Here is a 25,121-nt window from a genome sequence, read left to right as displayed (position 1 = left end):
TTGCGCTTGCGCGCACGCCTGGCCGGCCGGCGCGTCCTGCTTGGCATCGGCGCGCTGATGCTGGCTGCGGCAACCGTCGGCGGCATCAGCCGGCTGGCCATCCAGGACGACCTGCGCCAATGGCTGAGCCTGCCTGCGCCCCTGCTGCAGCAAGCGCGCCAGATCGGCGACATCACCGGCTTTACGCCGACCAGCCAGTTTTTCCTGGTCCGCGCCGACAGCGCCGACGCGCTGCTGCGCCGCCAATCGCAGGTCGCCCAAAAGCTGGACGCCCTGATCCAGCGCGGCGATCTGGCCGCCTACAGCGCCCTCAGCCAATTGGTCTCGCCGGTGGCGGCCCAGCGCGCGCTGGGCCAACGGCTGGCCGCCCTGGCCTCGCAGCCCGATGCCTGGAAGCCGCTGACGGACATCGGCATCCCATTCGCGGCGCTGCGCCAAGAGCTGCAGGCGCTGGCCTCGCTGCCCGCGGTCACGATCGACGGCGCCCTGCAAGGCCCGCTGGCCGAACGCTGGCGCGCGCAATGGCTGGGCGTGCACGACGGCGAAGCGGCGGGCATGGTGACGCTGCTGGGCCTGCGCAACGCCGCCGCGCTCGACGGCATCGCGCAAGACCTGCCCGGCGTCGTGCTGGTGGACCGCAGCGGCGACTTGAACCGGATGTTTGCCTCGACCCGCATCGAAGCCGCCGAACTCAAGCTGCTGTCGTACGCAGTGGCCGCGGTACTGCTGCTGCTGACGCTGGGGCGCGCCGCCGCCTGGCGCATCCTGGCCGTGCCGCTGGCCGCGACCGCCTGCTCGCTGGCGGCCCTGGGCTATCTGGGCCAACCCTTGACCTTGTTCAGCCTGTTCGGCCTGCTGCTGGTCTCCGCCATCGGCGTGGACTACGCCATCTTCATGTACGAGCGTGTCGCGGGCGCCGCAGCCAGCCTGGTGGGCATCTTGCTGGGCGCCGCCACCACGCTGCTGTCGTTCGGGTTATTGGCCATCAGCCAGACGCCGGCCATCGCCAATTTCGGGCTGGCGGTCGCCCTGGGCGTCGCGTTTTCCTTGCTGTGGGCCCCCTGGATCCGCCCACCGCGCACGGCCTGAGCCCCATCCTCCTTTCTTCATACCGACATGGAATCATCCCGCATGGAACATCGTGAAGTCGTCGTCATCGGAGCCGGCCCCGCCGGCGCGGTCGCCGCTGCCCTGCTGAAACGGCAAGGGCACGATGTGCTGATGCTGGAGCGCCAGCAGTTCCCGCGCTTTTCCATCGGCGAAAGCCTGCTGGCGCACTGCCTGGAATTCGTGGAAGAAGCCGGCATGATGCCCGCCGTCGCGGCCGCGGGTTTCCAGGTGAAGAACGGCGCCGCCTTCGCCCGCGGCGACGAATACACCTACTTCGACTTCCGCGACAAGTTCACCGCCGGTCCCGGCACCACCTTCCAGGTGCAGCGCGCGCACTTCGACAAGGTGCTGGCCGACGACGCCGTCCGCCAGGGCGTGGACGTGCGCTACCTGCAGGAAGTCACGGCCGCCGACTTCGGCGGCGACGGGCCCCTCCTGGACGTGCGCGATGCCGACGGCGGCACCTATCAGGTCAAGAGCCGCTTCGTGCTGGACGCCAGCGGCTACGGCCGCGTGCTGGCGCGCCTGCTGGACCTTGAGCGCCCCTCGTCCATGCCGCCGCGCAAAGCCATCTTCACCCATATCGAAGACCGCATCGACGACGCCGGCTTCGACCGCGAAAAGATCCTGATCAGCGTGCATCCCCAGCAACCGGGCATCTGGTACTGGCTGATCCCGTTCTCGAACGGCCGCTGCTCGTTCGGCGTGGTCGGTGGGCAAGACCTGTTCGGCGCGCCCGACCAGGACCTGATGACCACCTTGCGCACCATGGCCGACGCCGCGCCCAACCTGAAACGCATCCTGGCGAACGCGGTCTGGGATACGCCTGCCAGTACCATCGGCGGCTATTCGGCCAGCGTCACGCGCCTGCACGGCCCGGGCTACGCGCTGTTGGGCAATGCCGCCGAATTCCTGGACCCGGTGTTCTCGTCCGGCGTCACCATCGCCCTGCGTTCGTCCAAGCTGGCCACCGACGCCCTGCACCGCCAACTGGGCGGCGAGCCTGTCGACTGGCAACGCGATTTCGCCGATCCGCTGATGCTGGGAGTCGAGACGTTCCGCGCCTACGTGCAGGGCTGGTACAGCGGCGAATTCCAGGATGTGGTGTTCTATAAGAACGCGCAGCCGGACATCCGCCGCATGATCAGCTCGATCCTTGCCGGCTACGCCTGGGACACCGACAATCCTTTCGTCGCCAGCCCGCAGCGCCGTTTGCGCATGCTGAGTGAACTTTGCCGCGGCGTCGATGCGCAGGCGGAACCGGCCTGATACCCGACATGCGCTCATCCCAGCCCTTCCTGTCCACGTGCCGCGCGATCGCCGCGGCGATCGCGATCGCGCTGCTAGCGGGCTGCGCCGGCGCGCCGCCCGTCCCGGCACGGGAAGCGGCCTTCACCGTGCCGCGCCAGTTGCACGTGGTGCAAGCGGCCCCCGGCCAGCCGCCGCTGGATACGATGCTGGTGGTGCAGCGCGAAGGCGCCGCGCTGCGGTGGTCCTTGTTCGACCCGATGGGCGTCCCGCAGGCCCGGCAGATGCTTGAGCACGGCCAGTGGCGCAATGACGGGTTCCTGCGTCCGAACGCCCAGGCGCGCAACCTGTTCGCCGCGCTGATGTTCGCCTGGACGCCACAAGCGGACCTGGACGCCGCCTATGGCCCGGGCGCCTGGCAGGCACGCCAGACTCCCGACGGCGCAGCCGAACGCAGCTTGCGGGATCGCGGCGCGGCGCGCTGGACCATACGCTGGCCGCAGGCCGCCGACCCGGACGTCTTTTCCATCACCGACGCCAACGGCGTCATCTGGCGGATCGCGCCCCTCAAGGAGCAACCATGAATAGCTGGTTGGGCACGCCCGGCATCGTCTGCGCGCTGGGCGCCGGCATCAATGCCGCGGCGCAAGCCGCTTTCAACGGCGATACGGGCGGCATGGTCGCGCAGACGGGCTGGGTCGACGGCCGCAGCCTGACGCTGGGCGGGTACGCCGGGGCCTTGCCGCCGATTCCCGACACCCAGCCCGCGCAGCATCACAGCCGCAACAATCAATTGTTGCTGGCCTGCGCGGCCCAGATCGAACCGCAGTTGCGACGCGCCATCGACCGCTACGGTCCGGCGCGCGTCGCCGTCGTGCTGGGCACCAGCACGTCAGGGGTGAACGACAACGCGCCCGCCTTCCGCCAATTGGCGGCCACGGGCACATGGCCCGCCAGCTACGACTACCGGCGCCAGGCCCTGTCCTCGCCCGCGGCTTTCCTGGCGGCCCATCTGGGCGTGTCCGGCCCGGCCTGCACGCTGTCGACGGCCTGCACCTCAAGCGCCCGCGCGCTGCTGTCGGCGCACCGGATGCTGGCCGCCGGCCTGTGCGACGCCGTGGTCTGCGGCGGCGCCGACACCCTGTGCCGCTTGACGATCAATGGCTTCGCCACGCTGGAAGCCGTGGACGACGGGCTGTGCGTGCCGTTCTCGGCCAACCGCCGAGGCATCAACATCGGCGAAGCGGGCGTCCTGTTCCTGATGGAACGCGACGCCGCCGACGCGCACGCCGTCGCCCTGCTGGGCGGCGGGGCCAGCTCCGACGCCTGGCACATGTCCGCGCCCGAACCCTCCGGCGCCGGCGCGCGCCTGTCCATGCAGGCCGCCCTGCGATCCGCGGGCGTTTCGCCCGCCGACATCGGCTGGGTCAACCTGCACGGCACCGGCACGACGCACAACGATGCCATGGAAAGCCAGGCCATGCAGGCCGTGTTTCCCGAAGGCGTGCCTTGCGCCTCGACCAAGGCGCTGACTGGCCACACGCTGGGCGCCGCCGGCGCCATGGAAGCCGCGCTGGCATGGATCACGCTGTCGCCCGGCAATGCCGACGGCCGCCTGATACCCCATGTCTGGGACGGCCAACCCGACCCCGCGCTGCCCCCGCTGGACTTCAGCACGGGCCGGCACCGCTACGCCCAAGGCCGGCCGCGCATCGCCGTGAGCAATTCTTTCGCCTTCGGCGGCAACAACGCCAGCCTGATCCTGGGAGCCCAGCCATGAACGCATGCCCCTGGCCCGTCGCCAGCCTGCTGCCCCACGCCGGCAACATGATCCTGATCGACGCCGTGCATGCCTACGACGCCGACAGTCTGAGCGCGCGCGCCGTCGTCCGCCCCGGCCCGTATTCGCTGCCCGACGGCTCGCTGCCGCCCTGGCTGGGCATGGAGTTCATGGCGCAGGCCATAGGCGCCTGGGCCGGCTGCCAGGCGCGCCAGGCGGGCGAAGCCATCAAGCTGGGCTTTCTGCTTGGCACGCGGCGCTACACGAGCCACGCCGACCGCTTGCCCGCCGGCGCCGCGTTAAGCATCCACGTCCAACGGGGCCTGATCGACGCCAGCGGCATGAGCGTTTTCGAGTGCGAACTGCGCGACGAGACCCGCCTGCTGGCCCAGGCCCGGCTGAATGTCTATCAGCCCAAAGACCCCACCGCATTTATCCAGGAAGCCCCCCTTCAATGAGCGCTGCCCCCATCCTCGTAACCGGCTCCAGCCGCGGCATCGGCCGCGCCATCGCGCTGGCCCTGGCCGACGCCGGCCATGACCTGGTGCTGCATTGCCGCCAGCAGCGCGAACAGGCCGAAGCCGTGCAGGCCGAAGTCCTGGCCCGCGGGCGCCAGGCGCGCATCCTGCAATTCGACGTCGCGGACCGCGCGCAATGCGCCGCAGTCCTCCAAGCGGATGTCGAGGCCCACGGCGCCTGCTACGGCGTCGTGCTGAACGCCGGCCTGACGCGCGACGGCGCCTTCCCCGCCTTGACGGGCGACGACTGGGACCAGGTACTGCGGACCAATCTGGACGGCTTCTACAACGTGCTCAGTCCGCTTGCGATGCCGATGATCCGGCGCCGCGCCGCCGGTCGCGTGGTCTGCATGGCCTCGGTTTCGGGTCTGGTGGGCAACCGCGGCCAGGTCAACTACAGCGCCTCCAAGGCCGGCTTGATCGGCGCCGCCAAGGCTTTGGCCGTCGAACTGGCGAAGCGCCAGATCACCGTGAACTGCGTCGCCCCCGGCCTGATCGATACCGACATGATCGACGAGCACGTGCCCGTGCAAGAGATCCTGAAAGCGGTACCGGCCCAGCGCATGGGCCGTCCTGAAGAAGTGGCCGCCGCCGTGGTGTTCCTGATGTCGCCGGGCGCCGCCTACATCACGCGCCAGGTCATCGCCGTCAACGGAGGCCTGTGCTGATGAAGCGCGTCGTCATTACCGGCATGGCCGGCATCAGCGCCCTGGGTTCCGACTGGACCCGCGTGCAACAGGCGTTCGCGTCGGGCCGCAGCGCCATCCGGCACATGCCGGACTGGTCCCGGTACGCCGAACTGAACACCCGCCTGGCCGGCCCCGTCGAGGATTTCCAGGTACCCGCGCACTGGACCCGCAAGCAATTGCGCAGCATGGGGCGCGTCTCGCAATTGGCCGTCCGCGCCGCCGAACTGGCGCTGGCGGACGCCGCGCTGCTGGGCGACCCGAGCATCACCGACGGCCGCATGGGCGTGGCCTGCGGGTCTTCCGTGGGCAGCACGGCCGAAATCCGCGCCTTCGGCAACATGCTGCTCAACGGCGTCACCGAAGACCTCAACGCCAACTCGTATGTGCGCATGATGCCGCACACCACTGCGGCCAACGTCGGCATTTTCTTCGAACTGAAAGGCCGCATCATCCCCACCTCCAGCGCCTGCACGTCAGGCAGCCAGGGCATCGGCTACGCCTACGAAGCCATCCGCTACGGCCGCCAGGAAATGATGCTGGCCGGCGGGTCGGAAGAGCTCTGCGCCAGCGAGGCGCTGGTGTTCGACGCGCTCTACGCCACCAGCCAGCAAAACGACACGCCGGAACTCACCCCCCGCCCCTACGACCGCGACCGCGACGGGCTGGTGATCGGCGAAGGCGGCGGCATGCTGGTGCTGGAGTCCCTGGACCACGCGCTGGCCCGCGGCGCCCGCATCCACGCGGAGATCGTGGGCTTCGGCAGCAATTCGGATGGCACGCACATCACCCGCCCCGAGGCCCGCACCATGCGCATCGCCATGGAAATGGCGCTGGCGGACGCGGCGCTGGCGCCGCAGGCCATCGGCTATGTCAATGGCCACGGCACGGCGACCGAACAGGGCGACATCGCCGAAACGCAAGCGACGCACAGTCTCTTCGGCAACCGCATGCCCATTAGTTCGCAAAAGAGCTACCTGGGACACACGCTGGGCGCTTGCGGCGTGCTGGAATCCTGGTTCAGCATCGAGATGCTGAACAGCGACTGGTACGCCCCCACGCTGAACCTGCGCAACATCGATCCTCGTTGCGGCGAACTCGATTACCTGCAGGGCGACGGCCGGCGCATGAGCAACGAGTACGTCATGAACAACAATTTCGCCTTCGGCGGCATCAATACTTCCCTGATCTTCCGGCGGTGGCGCTGAACCCGGCGCCCGCCCCTTTCAACTTTCCATCCATGGAGCGCGTTTGATGACTTTCCCTTCCAGGCTGCTTGGAGCCCTGTCCCTTTCACTGGCCTGCTCGGCACAGGCGCTGGCCGCGGACCGCACCGTGTTCCTGCCCTTGCAGCCCGCCATCGATGCCGCGCTCGCCGCCGGCAAGATCGACGGAAGCGTCAAGTTCTACCTGGCGGGCACCGGTCCCAAGGGCCGGATCCTGGAAGCCGGCGTCGTGACCAACCGCAAGACCAATGCGTTCGCCAAGAAGGACGCCGAGGCCTGCGAATGGGTGGCCCAATCAGCGGTCATCGCCCTGCACGAAGCGGCCAAGAAGGCCAATGCGAACGCCGTGACCAACATCGTCAGCTACTATCGCAAGAACGAATACACCAGCAAGACCGACTACGAATGCCATGCGGGCGCGATGGTCGCCGGCGTGGCGCTGCGCGGCGACCTGACCCAATTGAAGTAAGCCCGTCCGGTTTACACTTCCGGATTGCCGCAACACCACACAAAAGGTTCCCCGATGAGCACTGCTACGCTCAAGACCCGCCTCTCCGATTCCGTCAAGGACGCGATGCGCGCCAAGGCCGCCGAGCGCCTGACGACGCTGCGTTTCCTGCTGGCAGCCGTCAAGCAGAAGGAAGTGGACGAACGTCGCGACCTGACCGACGCCGAAATCACCGCCATCATCGAAAAGCAGGTCAAGCAACGCCGCGAGTCGATCGCCGCGTTCGAACAGGCCGGCCGCACGGAAACGGCAGAGCAGGAAAAGGCCGAAATGGCCGTGCTGCAGGAGTTCCTGCCGCAAGCCGCCACGCCTGAGGAAGTGGCTGCCGCCATCGACGCCGCACTGGCCGAAGTGGCCGCGCAGGGCGTGACCGGCGCACCCGCGATGGGCAAGGTCATGGCGCTGCTGAAGCAGGCCCTGGCCGGCCGTGCCGACATGACCGCGCTGTCCCAGCAAGTGAAGGCCCGCCTGGCCTGAGTCGGCCTAAGCCGTCAGAACGCGCCGCCGAACAGATCCGGCTGGCGCGACTGCTCGGCGGGATCGGCAAAGTTGCTCATCCCCACCCCCGCCAGCCGATACAGCGTTTCCGGCGGCAATTCCACGCGTTCGCACAGCAGCCGGGCCACGGCGGCGAGTTCCGCCGCCGATGCCGGCGGATTCGGGCTGGTCTGGCTGCGGGTCAGGATGCGGAATCGGTCGGTCTTCAACTTCAGCACCACCGTGCGCCCCAGCGCGCCCTTCTTCAGCGCCTGGTCCCACACCCGGTCGGCCATGCGGTCGATGGCGTCGCCCAGCGCATCCAGCCGGATGTCTTCCGAAAATGTTGTCTCCGCGGACACCTGCTGCAAGGGCTGGTCGGTCTGCACCTCGCGCTCGTCGATGCCGCGCGCCAGCTCGTACAGGCGCCGGCCGTAGCGACCGAAGTAGTGCTCGAGTTCATCGGCGCCGTGCGTGGCCAGATCGCCTACGGTGTGGATGCCCAACTGCTCCAGCCGGGCCTGCGTCACCTTGCCCACCCCGGGCACTTTGCGAACCGGCAAGGGCTGCAAGAACTCCAGCACTTTGCCGGGCCGCACCACGAACTGGCCGTCGGGCTTGTTCCAATCAGACGCGATCTTGGCCAGGAACTTGTTGGGTGCGATGCCCGCCGACGCGGTCAGCCCGGTCTCTTCCCGGATCTGGTGCCGGATGACCTGCGCCACTTCAGTCGCCGACGGTAGCCCGCATTTGTTGATCGTGACGTCCAGGTAGGCCTCGTCCAGCGACAGCGGTTCGATCAGGTCGGTATGCCGGGCAAATATCTGGCGGATCTGGCGCGAGACTTCGCGGTAGCGGTTGAAGTCCGGCGGCACGTAGATGGCCTGCGGACAGAGCCGTTCCGCCCGGACGGCGGACATGGCCGAATGGATCCCGAAACGCCGGGCCTCGTAAGACGCGGCGCACACGACCGAGCGCGGGCCGGTCCAGGCCACGACCACCGGCTTGCCACGCAGATCAGGGTTGTCGCGCTGCTCCACGGAGGCGTAGAACGCATCCATGTCCACATGCACGATCTTGCGCATAAGTTCAGACATTCCGCTCGGGACAACGTGGCCGGCGCGGCTAGGCGCTGGCGGCCACTGCAAAAAAATATATTATGACCGGCTGATCCGCTTTCCCTTTCCGCCCACCACCGATCCATGACCGCACCTGCCCAAACTGATTACTTCGGCCTGACGATACCCTTCATGACTTTCATCGGCCTGGTGCCCGAGAGCATCGCGCCGGCCTACGCCCGCACCACGCTACCGTGGCGCGAAGACCTGACCAACAGCCGCGGCGACGTGCATGGCGGCACGCTGATGAGCGTGCTGGACTTCACCCTCAGCGCCGCGGCCCGCGGTTCAGCAGACGCCACCGAAGGCATGGCCACCATCGACATGAACACCACGTTCCTGTCGCCCGGCACGGGCGATCTGGTCATCGAGGCGCGCTGCCTGCGCCGCGGCGCGTCCATCGCCTTCTGTGAAGGCGACATCCGCCGCACCGATGGCGAACTGGTCGCCCGCGCCACCGCCACCTTCAAGATCATCCGCCGCCGTCCGGGCGGCGATTGACCCGGGTACCCCGCTGCGGCCGGCCTACTTCGGCAGGTCGCGCGACGGCTTGACCGGCGGCCGGGGATCCAGCGGCATGTAGGTGCTGCACGACGTGATGCTGTAGTAGATCGCGTCCTGCATCGCACGCATCGCCGCGGCGTCCCAGGTGCCCTTGCCCCACATCACGATACGCACGTCCGTGCTCTTGTCGCCGGCGGCCTTCAGGTCGACCCGCGACATCTCGTTATCGGTATACGGCGCCAGCACGCGCACCACGGCCGTCTGCGCGCCTTCGTTCAGTTCGGGGATCACGCGGTAGGCGTTGTCCGTGCTGCGCAGGCAGTTGTTCGACTGCCGGATCACCGTGGCATAGGCATCCTTGAAGGCGACCGGCGCCTTGAACTCGCTGTGCGGCGACGCGCTGTCCTGCGAAATGCCCAGCGAGCAGCCCGCCAGGCCCAGCGCCAGCGCCGATGCCGCGACCAGATTCCTGTACATGTAATTCTCCAGATGAATTGCCGCGATTATCCCGCAAACCGTCAGGCGGCATAAGTGGGGTCGGTTCGACACCGCCCGCGCGACTATGGCATTATCGACGAGCCGCCGGCGCCCGGCGCCGGCACGCGCCGCAGTCCGCCAATGCCAATCACGTAAGGCATTGAAATCACGGAGGTCTCCCCTTGTTTTCATTCATGACGCGCACCGTTCTCGCCGCCAGCATCGTCGGCACCACACTGGGCGGCTGCGCCACGCCGCCGCCGCCTCGCGCCTATCCCCTGAAAGATTTCTTCCGCAATCCGGAGCGCGGCTTCTTCCGCCTGGCCGAAGACGGCCAGACACTGGCCTTCATGCAGCCCACCAGCGTGGACGGCAACCCAGCCCGCATGAACATCTATGTGCAACCGCTGGAAGGCAGCAAGCTGGTGGGCGAGCCCCGCCAACTGACACGCGAAACCGCCCGCGACATCAGCAACTACTTCTGGAAGGGCGGCGACGTCGTGCTCTACCAGAAGGACTTCGGCGGCGACGAAAACTACCACGTGCTCGCCGTCAACGCGAAGACCGGCAAGATCACCGACCTGACCCCGTATGAGGGCGCCCGCGCCAGCATCGAGGACGACCTGGAAGACGACCCCGACCACGTCCTGATCAGCCACAACCAGCGCAACCCCGAAGTCTTCGACGTCTACCGCGTCAACGTCCACACTGGCGCCGCCGTGCTGGTCGCGCAGAACCCCGGCAACATTGTCGGCTGGCAGACGGACCATGCGGGCAAGGTGCGCGCGGCCGTCACCAGCGACGGCCTGAACACCACCCTGCTCTACCGCGACGACGAAGCCTCCGAATTCCGCCCGCTGGTCACGACCGACTACCGCACCAGCGTCAGCCCGTCCTTCTTCACCTTCGACGACAAGAAGATCTACGCGCTAAGCAACCGGGGCCGCGACAAGCTGTCGCTGGTGGTCATCGACCCGGCCAGGCCCGACGCCGAAGAAGAAGTCTTCACGCCGGATACCGTGGACCTGGACGGCGCGGGCTACTCGCGCAAGCGCCGCGTGCTGACCGTGGCCGCCTACCAGACCGACAAACCGCAGTACAAGTTCTTCGACGCCCAGTCCGAAGCGCTGTACAAAACGCTGTCGGCCAAGCTCAAAGGCTACGAGATCGCGCTCCAAGGCTCCAACCGCGATGAAAACAAGTTCATCGTCGCCGCCTACAACGACCGCACGCCCGGCTCGCGCTACATCTACGACGCCGCCACCGACACGCTGACCAAGCTGGCCGACATCAACCCGGCCATCCCGGAAGCCGACATGTCGCACGTGCGTCCGATCAGCTACCAAAGCCGCGACGGCCTGACCATCCACGGCTACCTGACGCTGCCCGCCGGCCGCGATCCCAAGAACCTGCCCTGCATCGTGAACCCGCACGGCGGCCCGTGGGCGCGCGACGGCTGGGGCTACAACCCCGAGACGCAGTTCCTCGCCAACCGCGGCTTCTGCGTGCTGCAGATGAATTTCCGTGGATCGACGGGCTATGGCCGCGCTTTCTGGGAAGCCAGTTTCGGGCAATGGGGCTTGAAAATGCAGGACGACATCACTGACGGCGTCCAATGGCTGATCAAGGAAGGCATCGCCGACCCCAAGCGCATCGGCATTTATGGCGCCAGCTACGGCGGCTACGCCACGCTGGCGGGCGTGACGTATACGCCCGACCTCTATGCCGCCGCGGTGGATTACGTGGGCGTGTCGAACCTGTTCACGTTCATGAAGTCCATTCCCCCGTACTGGAAGCCCATGCTGGACAAGATGCAGGACATGGTGGGCCATCCGGAGCGCGACCACGACCGCCTGGCGGCCACCTCGCCGGCGCTGCACGCGGACAAGATCAAGACGCCGCTGTTCATCGCGCAGGGCGCCAAGGACCCGCGCGTAAACAAAGACGAGAGCGACCAGATGGTCAAGGCGCTCAGGGCCCGCGGCATCGAAGTGGAATACATGGTCAAGGACAACGAAGGCCACGGCTTCCACAACGACGAGAACAAGTTCGAGTTCTACGAAGCGATGGAGAAGTTCCTGACGGAACACCTCAAGCCCTAGGGCTTGCCCAGGCCAGACGGTGCGGGGGCACTAGTCCCCCGCGGCCTCCTGGGCGGCCAACGGCGCGTTGGCCGCCAGCCCGGCCACTTGCGCGCGCACGGCGCCGCGCCCGGAAAACGCCATTTCCACACGGTCGCGCCCTTGCTCCTTGGCGCGGTACAAAGCCACATCCGCGCGCGCCAGGATCACGTCGGCGCTGTCGCCCGCCTGGTAGGACGCCAGGCCACCGCTGGTGGTCATCTGCACTTCGGCTCCCTGCAGGTACAGCGGCGTATCCCGCAATGCGTCGCACACCCGCTGCGCGTGGATCAACGCCCGCGCCGGATCACAGTCGTACATCAGCAGCACGAATTCTTCGCCGCCCAGCCTGCCGAAGCGGTCCGACCCTCGCACCGCGTTCTGCACGACGTGCGCATAGTGCCGCAGCGCCGTGTCTCCGGCCGCGTGGCCGTAGCGATCGTTGATGGACTTGAAATGGTCGATGTCCAGCACCAGCACCGCCAGTTGGCCGTCCGTGCGGCTGCACCGCTGCAGCTCGTGTTCCAACTCGTCCAGGATGCTGCGCCGTGAGTACGCGCGCGTCAGGCTGTCGAACGTCAACGCGGCCTGCATCTGTTCCGACAAACTGGTCTGGATCAACAGCAGCAGCGCAAGGAACAGCGCGGGCACTGTGACCGATCCGCACACGATGAAGAACAATCCCCAGGGCGACGGCTGCAACAGGGAAACCGGTTGTTCAAGGCCCGTGCCGTAGATCACGACGCGCACCGCGTGCAGGGCCGCCAGACCGAAGATCGCCAGCATCAGGTAGAGCGCCACGCCGCGCGTCTGGATCTGCTTGCGCTGCTGGAAAATCACCCGCCCTGCCATCGCCATGAACACGCAGGTGTAGGCGGAAAACAGCACCATGCGTGCGCCCATGTTGTCCTTGGCATACAGCATCAGCGCGAACGCCAACAGACAGGCCGCGTTGATGCCCACGGTACGCGCGATGTGCGGACGCAGGCCGAAGAACTGGCGCAGGCCCACATAGACCAGGCCCACCGCGCACACCCACGCGGCGTTGGACACCATCACATAGACGCCGGGAGCCATGAAGTTGGCGGACGCATATGACAGCAGGGACAGCACGGCCAGCGCGTTTGCCACGATGAACGCCTGGACGCCGCCCACGCCGCGCGCCTGGAACGGCAGCAACAGCGGCAACGCCAACGCCGTGGCAAGCCCCCACATCAGGAAGAACAAGGAAGTCGTCATGGTTTTTACGGCTTGCGCCGCAGAGCGCTTGCCGTCGCTTGGAATTGCCGTTGCACTGGGTTCGTAAGTGGAAACGCGTTACACGTCAGCATTTTTGATGCTTTTTGTTACCAGAAGGACGAATAGACGCACAGCGCGCAACACGACCGACGGCCGACGCGAGGCGAATGCGATATGTCCAGAACCTTTACCACCCGCGCCAGGACGATTGCACGGTATGCGACGAAGAATACGCCAAGGGCGCCGCGCCAGGATCGCCCTTTGCAGTAATTGACAGTTGAATTTACGGAAAACCCCTACAGTCTCCCTGTCGCAGAAGCCGCAAGAAGCTCCTCGACCACGCCCTACGGGCGTGGCGCGTACTAGCCATGCACCGCCTCAGTGCGCGTGCGAAGGTCCCCGTAGCGGGCGCCGCGCAGTCCACACCACATGTTCGACTCCCCCTCCCGAGGGCGCCTTGCGCGCCGCTCGTGTCGCTGCCGGTTCGACCGCCAGCGCGCCCGCAGGGCGGCGGAGCCATGAACATCCCTAGTCGCAACTGCGGAAGTGCAACAGATGCAAAATAGAGGATCCAAGCAACCCCCGGTTGCCCGTACGACATTGCGCCACCTGGCCGCCTGCGCAGCCCTGGCGCCGGCCCTGGCCCTGGCGGGGCCGGCGGACGACTACGACGCCTTGATCATCCGCGCCCGCGCTGGGGACTACGAGCCCGCGCTGGCCCTGCTGCGCCAGCAAGGCCCCGCAGGCGGTGTACGGGCCGTCCACGACCACATCATCATCGCCAGCTGGGCCGGCAAGCCCGCCGAGGCCGTCGCCGCCTATGAATCATTGCCGGCCGGCGCCGCCCTGCCCGCGGACGTGTTGTTGGCGGTGGCCCGCGCTTATCGCGATGAACGGCGCTGGCAAGACGCCCTGGCCCGCTACCGCGAAGGACTGCGCCGCCATCCCGGGCAGCCCGCCTTCGCCGCCGGCGAAATCATGACCCTGGCGGACGCCGGCCAGTTCGACGCGGCCCAGGCCGCCGGCTTGACATGGCTGTCGCGCCAGCCCGCGAACCCGGATGCGCGACTGGCGCTGGGCTATGTTTACGCCCGCCAGGGCCAGCCCTTCGAAGCCCTGCACCAGGCGGACCGGGCACTTGGCCTGGCGCCCGAGTCTCCCGCCGTGCAGCGCGAATATATCTACGCGCTGCAGCGTGCCCGCATGGCCGACGCGGCGCTGGAGCGCGCGCAGCGGTACCCGGACCTGTTCAACGCCGGGCAGATGCGCGGCTTCGAAGCCGACGCGCTGGCCCAGCAAGTGCGGCTGGCCGCGATGCCGACCCGCAGCGAGGCCGAACGCTTCGTGATCGCCGACCGGGCGCTGGCACGCTATGCCACGCTGATCCCCGCGTGGCGGCAGTTGGGCGAGGCGGCCCGCGACGATGTGACTCGCGCCCGCATCGACCGCCTGCACGCCTTGCACGCGCGCGCGCGCATGGCCGACCTGACGCAGGAATACGAAGCGCTCGTCGCCGAAGGAATCAGCGTGCCGCGCTACGCCTTGAACGACGTGGCGTCCGCCTATCTGTACCAACGCCAGCCTGAACGCGCCCGCGACCTCTACCGGCAGGTCGCCGCCGACGATGCCTTCGACAACGACGACCCCGAGCAGCGGCTGGCGAATCAGACCGGGCGCTACTACGCGCTGGCCGAGGGCGAGCAGTACGACGAGACGGGCGCCGTGACCGAAGCCGTGCAGTCGGGCTATGCCCCCTGGCTGTACTACAAGGGCCAGGCGGCTCGCATGCCTAACGACCTGAACCTGGAAAGCCGCCAGACGCTTGCGGCCGCCCGGCTGCAGGCCGACGACACCGTCGCCGCGCAGCAGCGCCTGCAAGACATGGTCGCCAACGCGCCCAACAATTCCGGCCTGCGCACCGACCTGGCCGGCGTCTACCGCGCGCGTTCGCTGCCGCGCGCGTCGGAGGCCGAACTGAAAATGGCCGAAACCCAGGCGCCGCGCAGCCTGGGCGTGGAAAACGGCCAGGGCTTCACCGCGCTGGACCTGCAGGAATGGCGTCAGGCGGAAGCACTGTCCGCCGACACGTTGGCGCGCGCGCCCGAAAACCTGACCAGCCGCCGCCTGGCGCGCGAATGGGAAGTGCACAACAAAGCCGAATTGCGCATCAGCGGTTACCGCGGCCTGGCCTCGGACAGCCCCGTCAACGGCAATGGCGACTTCGGCATCGACGCCGTGCTCTATTCCTCGCCCATCGACTACAACTGGCGCGCATTCGGCGGCGGCGGCTATGCCACCGGCGACTTCGAAGAGGGCCGTGGCGACTACCGCTGGCTGCGGACCGGCGTGGAATGGCGTGGCCGCGACCTGACCGTCGAGGGCGAAGTGTCAACCCACGATTACGGCCATGGCGTAAAGCCCGGCGTGCGTCTGTCTGCCGCCTACGACCTGGACGACCACTGGCAAATCGGCGGATCGGGCGAAATCATGTCGCGCGACACGCCACTGCGCGCCCTGACCAACGACATCTCGTCCAACCGCCTGGCAGGCTACGTGCGCTGGCGCGCCAACGAACGGCGCGAATGGACGCTGGCCGTGGCCCCTTCCCGCTTCAGCGACGGCAACCAGCGGTGGGAACTGGGCGTCAACGGCCGCGAACGCGTCTATACCGCCCCCCACCTGAAGGCCGATCTGGAACTGGACCTGTCCTCGCAGCACAACACGCGCGACGACGCCCCCTACTTCAACCCCAGCGCAGACTTCATGGCGGTGCCCGGCGTGCGCCTGACGCACACGCTCCATCGCCGCTACGAAACCGCCTGGGAACAGATCGGCACGCTGGGCGCCGGCGCCTACAGCCAGCAAGGCTACGGCACCGGCGGCGTCATCGCACTGGGCTACGGCCAACGCTACCGCGCCAATGACGTGCTGGACATGGGCGCCATGGTCACCGGCATCAGCCGGCCCTACGACGGCGTGCGCGAGCGCGAACTGCGCATCGTGTTCGACCTTGCCTACCGCTTCTGAACCTCCATCCGAACCCGGACCTGGAACCCGTCATGCCGCTTAACACCCCCACCCGTTTGATCCTGGCAGCCTTGCTGCTGCTGGTCATCCTGGCGTTGACCGCCTGTGCCAAGGACATCCCCGTCTACACGCCGCCGGCCGAGCGCCCCGTCGCCGCCGCGGAACAACCCTGGAAGCCGGATCAGTTCCTGGCGCTGGCCTATCACGACGTCGAAGACGACGACCCTGACCAGGGTTTCTTAAGCGTCCGCACCGACCGGCTGGTCGACCAGTTGGCCTGGCTGCGCGCCAATGGCTACCAGGCCGTGTCCGTCGACCAGATCCTGGCGGCGCGCCAGGGCGGCAAGCCCCTTCCCGACCGCGCCGTGCTGCTGTCGTTCGACGACGGCTACCGCAGCTTCTACACCCGGGTGCTGCCCATCCTGAAAGCCTACGGCTGGCCCGCGCTGCTGGCCCCCGTCGGCGTCTGGATGGATACGCCGGCAGGGCAGCCGGTGGACTTCGGGGGCAGCCCCGAGGCGCGCAAGCGCTTCCTGAACTGGGACGAGATCCGCGAAATCTCGCAATCCGGCCTGGTAGAGATCGCCGCGCACACCAACGCGTCCCACTATGGCGCGCTGGCCAACCCCCAGGGCAATACCGAGCCGGCCGCGGCCATCCGCGCCTACAACGCGCAAACGCGCCAATATGAAACCGAGGCCGAGTTCGACGCCCGCATGGGCCGCGATGTGGCCGCCATCACCGAAAAGATCCGCCGCGCGACGGGCAAGACCCCGCGCGTCTGGGTCTGGCCCTATGGCGCGGAAGGCGGCTCTACGCTGCGCATCGCGGGTGAACACGGCTATCAACTGGCCCTGACGCTGGAAGACGGCGCCGGCCGGCTGGGCCGCCTGATGTCCACGCCACGGCTGCTGTTGTCCAGCGACCCCGCGTTAAAGCCCTTCGCCAACAGTGTCATCGGCATGGAAGCGAATCCGTTCATGCGGGTCGCGCACATCGACCTGGACTACGTCTACGACCCCGATCCCGCACAGACCGACCGCAACCTGGGCGAATTGGTACAGCGCATCCTGGACATGCAGATCAACACCGTCTTCCTGCAAGCCTATGCGGACCCGGAGGGCGACGGCCTGGTGAAGTCGGTGTACTTTCCCAACCGCTGGCTGCCCATGCGCGCCGACCTGTTCAATCGCGCGGCCTGGCAATTGCACAACCGCGCCAACGTGATGGTCTACGCCTGGATGCCGGTGCTGGCGTTCGATCTTGATCCAGCCCTGCCGCGCGTCACCCGCTGGGATCCGGCGGCGGAAGGCCTGGCGCAGCCCGACCCGGAACAGTACCGCCGCCTGTCTCCTTTCGACGCTACGGTGCGGGCGCGCATCGGCGACCTGTACGAAGACCTGGCGCGCTACGCGATCTTCGACGGCGTGCTGTTCCACGACGACGCCCTGCTGTCCGACTTCGAAGACGCCAGCCCCGCGGCGCTTGCCGCCTACCGCTCGGCCGGCCTGCCCGGCAGCATCGCCGAGCTGCGCGCGGACCCGGACACCCTGCAACGCTGGACCCGTTTCAAAAGCCGCGCCCTGGTCGATTTCACCGCCAGCCTCACGCAACGCGTACGGACGGTGCGCGGGCCGCAAATCAAGACGGCCCGCAACATCTATGCGCAACCCGTGCTGAACCCGGCGTCCGAGACCTGGTTCGCGCAGAACCTGGACGACTTCCTGGGCGCGTACGACTGGACTGCCCCCATGGCGATGCCCTTGATGGAAAACGTGTCCAAGGGGCAGGAGAACGCGTGGCTGGATTCGATGGTCGACGCCGTCGCGCGCCGCCCGGGCGCACTCGGCAAGACCGTGTTCGAACTGCAAAGCCGCGACTGGCGCACCGGCCCTGGCCAGCCTGAAGGCGCACCCGTGGACACCGCGGTGCTGGCCGGCTGGATGCAGCGCCTGCAACGGCGCGGCGCGCTCAGTTTCGGCTATTACCCCGATGACTTCTCGCAAGACCAGCCCCGGTTGCAAGGCATCCGGCCCGCCATCTCCGAAGCGTGGTATCCCCTCCGATGATCGACCGTCTGCTCGCCCTGATAATCCTTTGCGCAGTGCTCGGCGCGCCGTTCGGCTTCACGTTGATGCTGACCGGCGAGGCGCTGCTGGGCTTCGTCTTCTTCTATCCCCTCTTCATGTCCGGCATGTGGATGGCCGGCGGCATCTACTTCTGGTGGCATTGGGAGCGGCACTGGAAATGGGGCAAGGACCGCCAACCGCCTTTGCTTGCCGGCGATCCGCTGGTGTCCATCCTCGTGCCCTGTTTCAACGAAGCCGACAACGGCGAAGAAACCCTGCTGGCCGCGCTGGGCCAGAACTATCCGCACATCGAGGTCATCGCCATCAATGACGGCTCCCGCGATGGCACCGCCGCCATGCTGGACCGCTTGGCGGCGGTGCACCCGAAACTGCGCGTCGTGCACCTGGCCCAGAACCAGGGCAAGGCGATGGCGTTGCGCATGGGCGCGCTGGCCGCACGCAGCGAATACCTGGTCTGCATCGACGGGGACGCGGTGCTGGATCCGGATGCGGCCGCGTATCTGGTCGCGCCGCTGATCGACAACCCGCGCGTGGGCGCGGTGACGGGCAACCCGCGCATCCGCACGCGATCCACGCTGATCGGCCGCATCCAGGTGGGCGAATTCTCGTCGATCATCGGCCTGATCAAACGCACGCAACGCGTCTACGGACAGGTGTTCACCGTATCCGGCGTCGTGGCCGCGTTCCGCCGCGTCGCGCTGGACCGCGTGGGCTATTGGAGCCTGGACATGATCACCGAAGACATCGACATCAGCTGGAAGCTGCAACGCGATCACTGGTCGATTTTCTATGAGCCGCGCGGACTGTGCTGGATCCTGATGCCCGAAACCCTGCGCGGATTGTGGAAGCAGCGCTTGCGCTGGGCCCAGGGCGGCGCCGAGGTTTTCCTGAAGAACCTGCGCTCGATCTGGAGCTGGCGTCATCGCCGGCTATGGCCGCTGGTGGCGGAATTCTGCCTGTCCACCGCCTGGGCCTTCGCGTTCGCGATTTCGGTGCTGCTATGGGTGATCAGCCAGTTCGTCGCGCTGCCCAACCAGATGCAGATCGCCAGCCTGATGCCGCCCGCCTTCACCGGCATGATGCTGGCGATGGTGTGCCTGCTGCAATTCGCCGTCAGCATCCTGATCGACCGCCGCTATGAAACCGGCCTGACCCGCGCGCTGTACTGGGTCATCTGGTATCCGCTGGCCTACTGGATGGTCAGCCTGTTCACCACGCTGGTCAGTTTCCCCAAAGTCATGCTTCGCAAGCAGGCCCGGCGCGCGCGCTGGACCAGCCCGGACCGGGGCATCAAATCACCGGACGCATCATGATCATCACCACGCAACGCTCGCGCGCGGGCTACCTTGTCGACCTGCTGCTAACGGCCATCGGCTGGTTCGCCTTTGTCTACTTGTTTGGGTCGGGCATCGTCGCGATCCTGCGCGCCACGGCGGGCGGCCCCGACGTGAATTTGTGGCCCGTCTTCCTGCCCACGGTGCGCACGCTCTGGGGTTACGGGCTGCTGGCGCTGGCGAACGCCGCCGTGCTGGTGGGCTGGGCGGTCTACAACCACCGGCGCTTCGGCGGCAAGGACCGCCGCAAGCCCATCAAGGCGCTCTCGGACCAACGCCTGGCCAAGAGTTTCGCCGTCACGTCCGCCCAGCTGGCGGACCTGCGCGCAGCCCGGATCTCGGTCATCCATCACGGCCACGACGGCGAAATCCTGCAGATAGAGAAGAGCCAGCCCCGCCTGCACGCGGTGCAAGCGGGCTGACGGCAAGCGGGGCCTGCGCCCGCGCGCCGTCGTTGACGACGCCAGGGTGCGCAGGCACACGGCGCGCGTCACCCGCGGGCCGTGCCGGCCCGGGGCTTCTCCACATTCGGCAGCAGGATCGCCACCACTCCCAGCAGCGGCAGATACGCGCACACCTGGTACACATAGCCCAGACTCGTCGCGTCCGCCAGCTTGCCCAGCGCCGCGGCGCCCACGCCGCCCATGCCGAACGCAAAGCCGAAGAACAGGCCGGCGATCATGCCCACCTTGCCCGGCACCAGTTCCTGCGCATAGACCACGATGGCGGAAAACGCCGACGCCAGCACCATGCCGATCACGACGACCAGCGCGCCGGTCCAGAACAGGTTCGCGTAGGGCAGCATCAGCGTGAACGGCGCCACGCCCAGAATGGAGGCCCAGATCACGATCTTGCGGCCGACGCGGTCGCCGATGGGCCCGCCCACCACCGTACCCACCGCCACGGCGGCCAGGAACAGGAACAGGTACAGCTGCGCCTCGCGCACCGACAAACCGAACTTGCCGATCAGGTAGAAAGTGAAATAGCTGTTCAGGCTGGCCAGATAGAAATACTTGGAGAACACCAGCACGCCCAGCACGGTCAACGCGCCCAGCACCTGGTTGCGCGACAGTCCGTTGCCCGCCCCGTCGCGCCGCGCACGCGGCTTCAGGCGCACGCGGTTGGCGCTGTACCAGCGCCCGATTCCCGTCAGCACCACGATGCCCAACAGCGCCGCCAGCGAAAACCACGCCACGCTGCCCTGCCCGTGCGGAATGATGAAGAGCGCCGCCAGCAGCGGCCCCAACGCCGACCCCACGTTGCCGCCCACCTGGAAGAGCGACTGCGCCAGGCCGTGACGTCCGCCCGAGGCCATGCGCGCCACCCGGGACGATTCCGGATGGAACACGGACGAGCCCGTTCCCACCAGCACGGCGGCCACCAGCAGCCAACCGAACGACGGCGCGACCGATAGCAGCAACAGGCCCGCCAGCGTGAAGCCCATGCCCACCGGCAAGGAATACGGCTTGGGATGGCGGTCGGTATAGAAACCGATGAACGGCTGCAATAGTGAAGCGGCCAATTGATAGACCAGCGTAATCATCCCGATCTGCGCGAACGAGAGGCTGAACGATTCTTTCAGCATCGGATAGATGGCCAACAGGATCGACTGGATCATGTCGTTCATCAAATGCGCCACGCTGATGGCGCCCAGCACCTTGTAGGCGGTAGACGGGTCTGACGCCGGCGCGGATGCGGGAGCGGGAATGGCGGCGTCGGTAACGCCGGCGACAGGATTCTGGGCGGAATTCATGGTGCGCATGGAAAAAGGGGCCGGATTGCCCGGCGCCGAGCCGGGGACCAGAGGACAGTGTAGGAATCCGGCGCGGCGGAGATCTGCCAATTTTCGTCGTGAAAGTGACAAAATACGGCTACAACGCTTTCAGGATTCCCCTCATCCTTTTGTCGAAAGTGACACCTATGCCCACCCGCCCGCCCGTGCCGGACCCCGCCCGCAGCATCAATGCCCAGGACTATCAGCACCTGCCGCGCGCGGTCACGGCCATGGCCAAGGAATTCCCGGCGGGCGCCCAGACCGGCGCGCACTCCCATCCCCGCGCCCAATTGATCTACGCAGTCGAAGGCGTCATGCGCGTCACCACGCCCAGCGGCTTCTGGGCGTTGCCGCCTCTGCGCGCGCTATGGGTGCCGGCGGGCGTGCCGCACGGGGTGGACATGGTGGGCGCGGTGTCCATGCGATCGCTATACATCCAGGCCGAGGCCGCGGCGGACTATTGGTCGCAGTGCCAGGTGGTCGAGGTCAGCGGCCTGCTGCGCGAACTGATCCTGGCGCTGACGGCCGCGCCCGCCGATTACCCGCTGGGCGGTCGCGAAGAACAGGTCGCCGCGCTGATCCTGTCCGAACTGGCCGCTGCCCGCGTGGTGCCCTTCCAGATCCCTTGGCCGCGCGACCGCCGGCTGCAGACCATCTGCATGGCCATCCTGGACCAGCCGGGGTTGCAACGCGGCATTGAAGACTGGGGCAGCGATGTCGGCGCCAGCGCCCGCACCCTGATCCGGTTGTTCCAGGCGGAGTTGGGCCTGAACTACCGGCAGTGGGTGCAGCAGGTGCGCCTGGCGGACGCGGTGTGCCGCCTGTCGCTGGGAGTGCCGGTGGCGCGCATCGCGGCCGACCTGGGCTACCGCAGCCCCAGCGCATTCAGCGCCATGTTCCATCGGGCGCTGGGCGCGCCGCCGCAGCGCTACCTGCAAGGCGCAGATGCGCTGAACCGACGCTGAATTCCGACAAAATCGTGCAACCGGCCTTGCCGTTTGTCACCGCGCGCAATACATTTCACAGCGCATTCCCATGCCCATGCGCGGGAAAGCCGCGTCCGGCGTATGCTAGACCCCGTCCCTATATTTACGTGGCACACGTCCCCCACCGCGCCCTCGGCAAGTTTGGTTACTGAAACCTTATTGCGCCATGGCCGGTCTATAGCGTTCTGCCCTAGAATCGCCTGCAATGAGCACCCCCCAGCAATCCTCCGCCACCCCGGGCGGCAAATCGGGCCTTCCCTGGAAACGAATCCTGGTCAAAGCGGGCATCGCCGCGGCCGGTGCCGGCGTGTGCGGGGCCGTTCTGCTGGGCCTCGCCCTGGCGCTGGCCTGGCCCAGCCTGCCCGACCTGCACGCCATGACGGACTACCGTCCGCGAGTGCCGCTGCGCATCTATACGGCCGACAAGGTGCTTATCGGCGAATACGGCGAAGAGCATCGCAACGTGCTGCGCTTCGACGAGATCCCGGCCGTGATGCGCCAGGCGGTACTGGCGGCCGAGGACGACCGCTTCTACAGCCACGGCGGCGTCGACTGGATGGGTGTCGCGCGTGCCGTGCTGACCAACGTCGTCAAGGGCTCGAAGTCGCAAGGGGGCAGCACCATCACCATGCAGGTGGCGCGCAACTTCTACCTGTCGTCGGAAAAGACCTATTCGCGCAAGTTCTACGAACTGCTGCTGACCTTCAAAATCGAAAACGAGCTCAGTAAGGATCAGATCCTCGAGCTCTACATGAACCAGATCTACCTGGGCCACCGCGCCTACGGCTTCGCCGCCGCATCGCGCACCTACCTGGGCAAGCCGCTGTCTGAAGTGACACCGGCCGAGGCCGCCATGCTGGCCGGCATCCCCAAGGCCCCGTCGCGCTTTAACCCCATCACCAATTTCCCGCGCGCTGAAATCCGCCAGCACTACGTGCTGGGCCGCATGAAGACGCTGGGCTACCTGACGCCGGAGCAGGCCGACGAAGCCTTGAAGCAGCACCTGACGATCCGCGGCGCGGACGGCACCAGCGCGCGCGGCTTCGCGGTGCATGGCGACTACCCGGCCGAACTGGCGCGCCAGCTGATGTACGGCGTGTTCCAGGAAGACACCTATTCCAAGGGCATCGACGTCTACACCACGATCGACTCCAAGGCCCAGGAAGCCGCCTACCGCGCCGTGCGCGACGGCGTCCTGGACTACACGCGCCGCGCCGTCTACCCCGGCCCGGAAGACCAGATCGACCTGCCCGACGGCGTGGAAAGCGACCCGCAAGCGCTGGACGAGGTCCTGGACGGCGTGCAGGACAAGGCGCCCGACAGCGAAGACCTGCTGGCCGCCGTGGTGCTGTCGGCCAGTCCCACGGAAGTGAAGCTGGCCCGCAGCGGACGCGACATCATCACCATTTCCGACAAGAAGGCGCTGGCCGTCGTGGCCCGCGCCCTTAACCCGAAGGCCAGCGACAGCCAGCGCATCCGCCGCGGTTCGGTGGTCTACATCCACAAGACCGGCGACAAGGACGGCGACAGCTGGGAAATCATCAACATGCCGGCGCTGCAGGCGGCGTTGGTGTCCATGGCGCCCCAGGACGGCGCCATCCGCGCCATGATCGGCGGCTTCGACTACAACCGCGGCACCTTCAACCGGGTGACCCAGGCCTGGCGCCAGCCCGGCTCCAACATCAAGCCGTTTGTCTACGCGGCGGCGCTGGAGCGCGGCTTCACCCCCGCCACGCAGATTTCGGACCAGCCATTCATGCTGACCGCGGCCCAGACCGGCTCGAAGGATTGGCAGCCCAAGAACGACGGCAACAAGTACGAGCCCATGCTGACCTTGCGCCAGGGCCTGTACCGTTCCAAGAACATGGTGTCGATCCGCATCCTGCAAGCCATCTCGCCGCAGTACGCGCAGGACTACCTGACCCGCTTCGGCTTCGACAAGTCCCGCTGGCCGGCCGTGCTGCCGCTGGCGCTGGGCGCGGGCGGCGCCACGCCCTTGCAGGTGGTCAACGGCTACAGCGTCTTCGCCAACGGCGGCTACCGCGTCACGCCCTATCTGGTGGACCACGTGACCGACCGTTCCGGCAAAGTGCTGATGCAGGCGCAACCCGTCAAGGCTGGCGACGAAGCGGCGCGCGCCATCGATCCGCGCACGGCCTGGGTCATGGACGACATCCTGCGCGGCGTCGCCACCAGCGGCACGGCGGCGCGCGCGCACCAGGTGCTCAAGCGCAACGACGTCGGCGGCAAGACCGGCACCACCAACGAAGCCGTGGACGTCTGGTTCTCGGGTTTCACGCCCGCGCTGGCCACCACGGTCTGGATGGGCTTCGACCAGCCCAAATCGCTGGGCACGAACGAATTCGGCAGCGGGTTGGCCCTGTCGACCTGGCTGGACTTCATGCAGCCGGTGCTCAAGGGCGTGCCGGATGCCAAGCAGGCGCCGCGCCCGGACGGGCTGCTGGTCGAAAACGGCGAGTACTACTTCTCCGAATTCCCGCCGGGCCAGGCCGTGGCCTCGCTGGATTTGTCCTCGGGCGACGCCCTGACCGACTTCCTGAACAACAACCGCTCCACCGACGGGGTCGACACCTCGGTCAAGCCGCTACCGGCTCCCGGCGCGGCCTTGGCGCCGTCGAACCCGAACAGCGCCGTCCAGGCCCCCTTGATGCCGATCCCGCCACCCCGTGCGGACAACACGCCCGCTGCGGGATCGCCCGCCGCGGGATCGCCTGCCGCAGGATCGCCTGCCGCAGGATCGCCCGCCGCAGGATCGCCCGCCGCAGGTGCCCCCGCCTTCAACCTGGATGGCAATGGCGTCAGCGCCAGCGCGGTCACCACCACTGCCCCGGTCGCGGCCCGGCCGCTCTGAGCCCGGCCTGCGCAAACGCAAAAGAGC

At 67.4% G+C, this 25,121-nt stretch carries 20 protein-coding genes and 1 pseudogene; 17 read left to right on the top strand and 4 right to left on the bottom strand.

From position 1 onward, the window contains the following. The 9 genes and pseudogenes from HG262_RS15210 to HG262_RS15170 all read left to right on the top strand — a co-directional run. Window positions 1–1,089 (top strand): annotated as a pseudogene (locus HG262_RS15210) (hypothetical protein); the annotation flags it as partial. Window positions 1,090–1,131: 42 nt separating this feature from the next. Continuing rightward, entirely contained in the window at window positions 1,132–2,379 is a 1,248-nt protein-coding gene (locus tag HG262_RS15205) for an NAD(P)/FAD-dependent oxidoreductase (protein WP_169271801.1), read from the top strand. A gap of 8 nt (window positions 2,380–2,387) precedes the next feature. Further along, complete coding sequence (locus tag HG262_RS15200; RefSeq protein ID WP_169271800.1) at window positions 2,388–2,942, top strand: DUF3261 domain-containing protein; 555 nt, start codon at window positions 2,388–2,390, stop codon at window positions 2,940–2,942. Then, complete coding sequence (locus HG262_RS15195; RefSeq protein WP_169271799.1) at window positions 2,939–4,138, top strand: beta-ketoacyl-ACP synthase; 1,200 nt, start codon at window positions 2,939–2,941, stop codon at window positions 4,136–4,138. Before HG262_RS15200 ends, HG262_RS15195 begins: the two co-directional genes overlap by 4 nt. Beyond that, window positions 4,135–4,596 carry a hotdog family protein gene (locus tag HG262_RS15190; protein WP_169271798.1) on the top strand — a complete coding sequence of 154 codons (462 nt, stop codon included), beginning with the start codon at window positions 4,135–4,137 and terminating at the stop codon, window positions 4,594–4,596. Before HG262_RS15195 ends, HG262_RS15190 begins: the two co-directional genes overlap by 4 nt. Beyond that, window positions 4,593–5,324 (top strand): 3-oxoacyl-ACP reductase FabG, encoded by a 732-nt coding sequence (gene fabG, locus HG262_RS15185; protein ID WP_169271797.1) that lies wholly within the window; start codon window positions 4,593–4,595, stop codon window positions 5,322–5,324. Before HG262_RS15190 ends, fabG begins: the two co-directional genes overlap by 4 nt. Further along, a complete protein-coding gene (locus HG262_RS15180; protein WP_169271796.1) occupies window positions 5,324–6,550 on the top strand; it encodes a beta-ketoacyl-ACP synthase in 1,227 nt (408 codons plus the stop codon). Before fabG ends, HG262_RS15180 begins: the two co-directional genes overlap by 1 nt. A 46-nt stretch (window positions 6,551–6,596) precedes the next feature. After that, window positions 6,597–7,037 (top strand): excinuclease, encoded by a 441-nt coding sequence (locus HG262_RS15175; RefSeq protein WP_169271795.1) that lies wholly within the window; start codon window positions 6,597–6,599, stop codon window positions 7,035–7,037. 54 nt (window positions 7,038–7,091) lie between these two features. Next, window positions 7,092–7,553 (top strand): GatB/YqeY domain-containing protein, encoded by a 462-nt coding sequence (locus HG262_RS15170; protein WP_105558887.1) that lies wholly within the window; start codon window positions 7,092–7,094, stop codon window positions 7,551–7,553. 14 nt (window positions 7,554–7,567) lie between these two features. On the opposite strand, the gene dinB is transcribed toward HG262_RS15170, so the two are convergent. Further along, window positions 7,568–8,650, bottom strand: a complete 1,083-nt coding sequence (gene dinB / locus HG262_RS15165) for a DNA polymerase IV (RefSeq protein ID WP_169271794.1) — start codon at window positions 8,648–8,650, stop codon at window positions 7,568–7,570. Window positions 8,651–8,755: 105 nt separating this feature from the next. On the opposite strand from dinB, the gene HG262_RS15160 reads away from it, so the two are divergent. Next, a complete protein-coding gene (locus HG262_RS15160; RefSeq protein WP_169271793.1) occupies window positions 8,756–9,172 on the top strand; it encodes a PaaI family thioesterase in 417 nt (138 codons plus the stop codon). 24 nt (window positions 9,173–9,196) lie between these two features. Here HG262_RS15160 and HG262_RS15155 read toward each other — a convergent pair whose 3' ends face one another. After that, complete coding sequence (locus tag HG262_RS15155) at window positions 9,197–9,652, bottom strand: hypothetical protein (RefSeq protein ID WP_169271792.1); 456 nt, start codon at window positions 9,650–9,652, stop codon at window positions 9,197–9,199. 182 nt (window positions 9,653–9,834) lie between these two features. Between HG262_RS15155 and HG262_RS15150 the strand changes: the two genes are divergently transcribed. Continuing rightward, entirely contained in the window at window positions 9,835–11,754 is a 1,920-nt protein-coding gene (locus tag HG262_RS15150) for a S9 family peptidase (protein WP_169271791.1), read from the top strand. 30 nt (window positions 11,755–11,784) lie between these two features. On the opposite strand, the gene HG262_RS15145 is transcribed toward HG262_RS15150, so the two are convergent. Beyond that, window positions 11,785–13,011, bottom strand: coding sequence for a GGDEF domain-containing protein (locus HG262_RS15145; RefSeq protein ID WP_169271790.1), 1,227 nt, complete (start codon window positions 13,009–13,011; stop codon window positions 11,785–11,787). A 555-nt stretch (window positions 13,012–13,566) separates the two neighbouring features. On the opposite strand from HG262_RS15145, the gene pgaA reads away from it, so the two are divergent. From pgaA to pgaD, 4 genes are read left to right on the top strand one after another with little or no spacing between them, the layout of a single operon-like run. Continuing rightward, window positions 13,567–16,038: a poly-beta-1,6 N-acetyl-D-glucosamine export porin PgaA gene (gene pgaA, locus HG262_RS15140; protein WP_169271789.1), complete on the top strand. Its 2,472-nt coding sequence runs from the start codon at window positions 13,567–13,569 to the stop codon at window positions 16,036–16,038. A 32-nt stretch (window positions 16,039–16,070) separates the two neighbouring features. Continuing rightward, window positions 16,071–18,107, top strand: coding sequence for a poly-beta-1,6-N-acetyl-D-glucosamine N-deacetylase PgaB (gene pgaB / locus HG262_RS15135; RefSeq protein ID WP_169271788.1), 2,037 nt, complete (start codon window positions 16,071–16,073; stop codon window positions 18,105–18,107). Continuing rightward, window positions 18,104–19,441 carry a poly-beta-1,6-N-acetyl-D-glucosamine synthase gene (gene pgaC / locus HG262_RS15130; RefSeq protein WP_169271787.1) on the top strand — a complete coding sequence of 446 codons (1,338 nt, stop codon included), beginning with the start codon at window positions 18,104–18,106 and terminating at the stop codon, window positions 19,439–19,441. The genes pgaB and pgaC overlap by 4 nt, the downstream gene beginning before the upstream one ends. Next, window positions 19,438–19,884 (top strand): poly-beta-1,6-N-acetyl-D-glucosamine biosynthesis protein PgaD, encoded by a 447-nt coding sequence (gene pgaD, locus HG262_RS15125; RefSeq protein WP_169271786.1) that lies wholly within the window; start codon window positions 19,438–19,440, stop codon window positions 19,882–19,884. Before pgaC ends, pgaD begins: the two co-directional genes overlap by 4 nt. Window positions 19,885–19,952: 68 nt before the next feature. Here pgaD and HG262_RS15120 read toward each other — a convergent pair whose 3' ends face one another. After that, window positions 19,953–21,215 (bottom strand): MFS transporter, encoded by a 1,263-nt coding sequence (locus tag HG262_RS15120; RefSeq protein WP_169271785.1) that lies wholly within the window; start codon window positions 21,213–21,215, stop codon window positions 19,953–19,955. A gap of 167 nt (window positions 21,216–21,382) precedes the next feature. Between HG262_RS15120 and HG262_RS15115 the strand changes: the two genes are divergently transcribed. Together HG262_RS15115 and HG262_RS15110 are read left to right on the top strand one after the other, a co-directional pair. Continuing rightward, on the top strand, window positions 21,383–22,201 hold the full coding sequence (locus tag HG262_RS15115) for a helix-turn-helix transcriptional regulator (protein WP_169271784.1): 819 nt from the start codon (window positions 21,383–21,385) through the stop codon (window positions 22,199–22,201). A gap of 226 nt (window positions 22,202–22,427) precedes the next feature. Then, window positions 22,428–25,094, top strand: a complete 2,667-nt coding sequence (locus tag HG262_RS15110) for a PBP1A family penicillin-binding protein (RefSeq protein ID WP_169271783.1) — start codon at window positions 22,428–22,430, stop codon at window positions 25,092–25,094. The last annotated feature ends 27 nt before the right edge of the window (window positions 25,095–25,121 follow it).

Source organism: Achromobacter sp. Bel, from assembly GCF_012928505.1.
Classification (GTDB): domain Bacteria; phylum Pseudomonadota; class Gammaproteobacteria; order Burkholderiales; family Burkholderiaceae_B; genus Achromobacter.
The sequence above is the reverse complement of the archived record's forward strand: the minus strand, read 5'-3'. Positions and strand labels throughout refer to the sequence as shown.